Raw genomic sequence first — 268 nt, forward strand, 5'->3', positions numbered from 1 at the left:
GCGTCTGCTACGGCGGATCGCGCGGGAGCGCTACTCTCCCCGTCAGGCCGCACTCGGCGATGAAGCCTTTGCGCTGTTTCTGATGGAAAACACGCGCGCCGGACTCGAGCCGGAGCTTGCGCGTGCGCTGGCCAGCTGTGCGCATCGGCCGCATTGCTCGCTGGACTCCGAGCACATCGATGCCGCCTATCGCTGGGTGCGCCAATGTTGAGCGATCTCAGCTTTGTCTGGCCCTGGATGGCGCTGTTCTGGCCACTTCCGCTTCTTG

At 64.9% G+C, this 268-nt stretch carries 1 protein-coding gene; it reads left to right on the forward strand.

Annotated elements, in window-relative coordinates; translation table 11 throughout:
- Positions 1-211, forward strand: a 211-nt coding sequence (locus tag ACZ2IA_RS23010; RefSeq protein WP_470294906.1) for a hypothetical protein, incomplete at its 5' end; no start/stop codon positions are given.
- Positions 212-268 lie beyond the last annotated feature (57 nt).

Source organism: Crenobacter sp. CS_VA4, assembly GCF_055597485.1.